The 571-nt window shown below is 38.4% G+C and carries 1 protein-coding gene; it reads left to right on the forward strand.

From position 1 onward, the window contains the following. The coding region (locus tag ACFIO5_RS13190; protein WP_375705653.1) for an aminotransferase class III-fold pyridoxal phosphate-dependent enzyme at window positions 1–441 on the forward strand (441 nt) is incomplete at its 5' end. Window positions 442–571 lie beyond the last annotated feature (130 nt).

A 571-nucleotide genomic window follows, 5' to 3' on the forward strand; every position in this document is an offset into this window, starting at 1 on the left:
GGAGCTTGTCTTGCAACAGAAAAAGCTGCAAAAAGTATGACACCAGGAACCCACGGATCAACATTTGGAGGCAATCTTCTTGGGATGGCTGTAGGCAAAACTGTTCTTGATATTATATTAGAACCTGGTCTTCTCGACCATGTTCAGCAAATGGGATATAAGCTAAAAAGCGGACTTTCAAATATTCTAAATGACTATCCTGACATTATCTGTGCAATTAACGGGGTAGGACTTATGTTGGGCATTCAGTGCGTGGTTCCCTCTCAGGTTGTCGTTAGTGCATTGGAAAGTGAATATCTTTTGAGTGTTAGTGCCAACAACAACGTTGTGCGCTTCTTGCCTCCCCTTATTATCAAGGAAGAAGAGGTAAACGAAAGTCTACATCGTATTGAAAAAGCAATTGCTTCTCTTTCCCAAACAAACAAAAAACAACTCGTATAATCTCATAACACATAAGCTTCTCGCTATTGCATAGATTTATCTTCTTCATCTCCTTTAAACTAGGGAGCATATTCTTATCAACTATGGAAAATGCTCAAAAAAAACTTCAAAGTCTTAGAAAATTCAAAAG

Source organism: Bartonella sp. AA86SXKL (assembly GCF_042196885.1).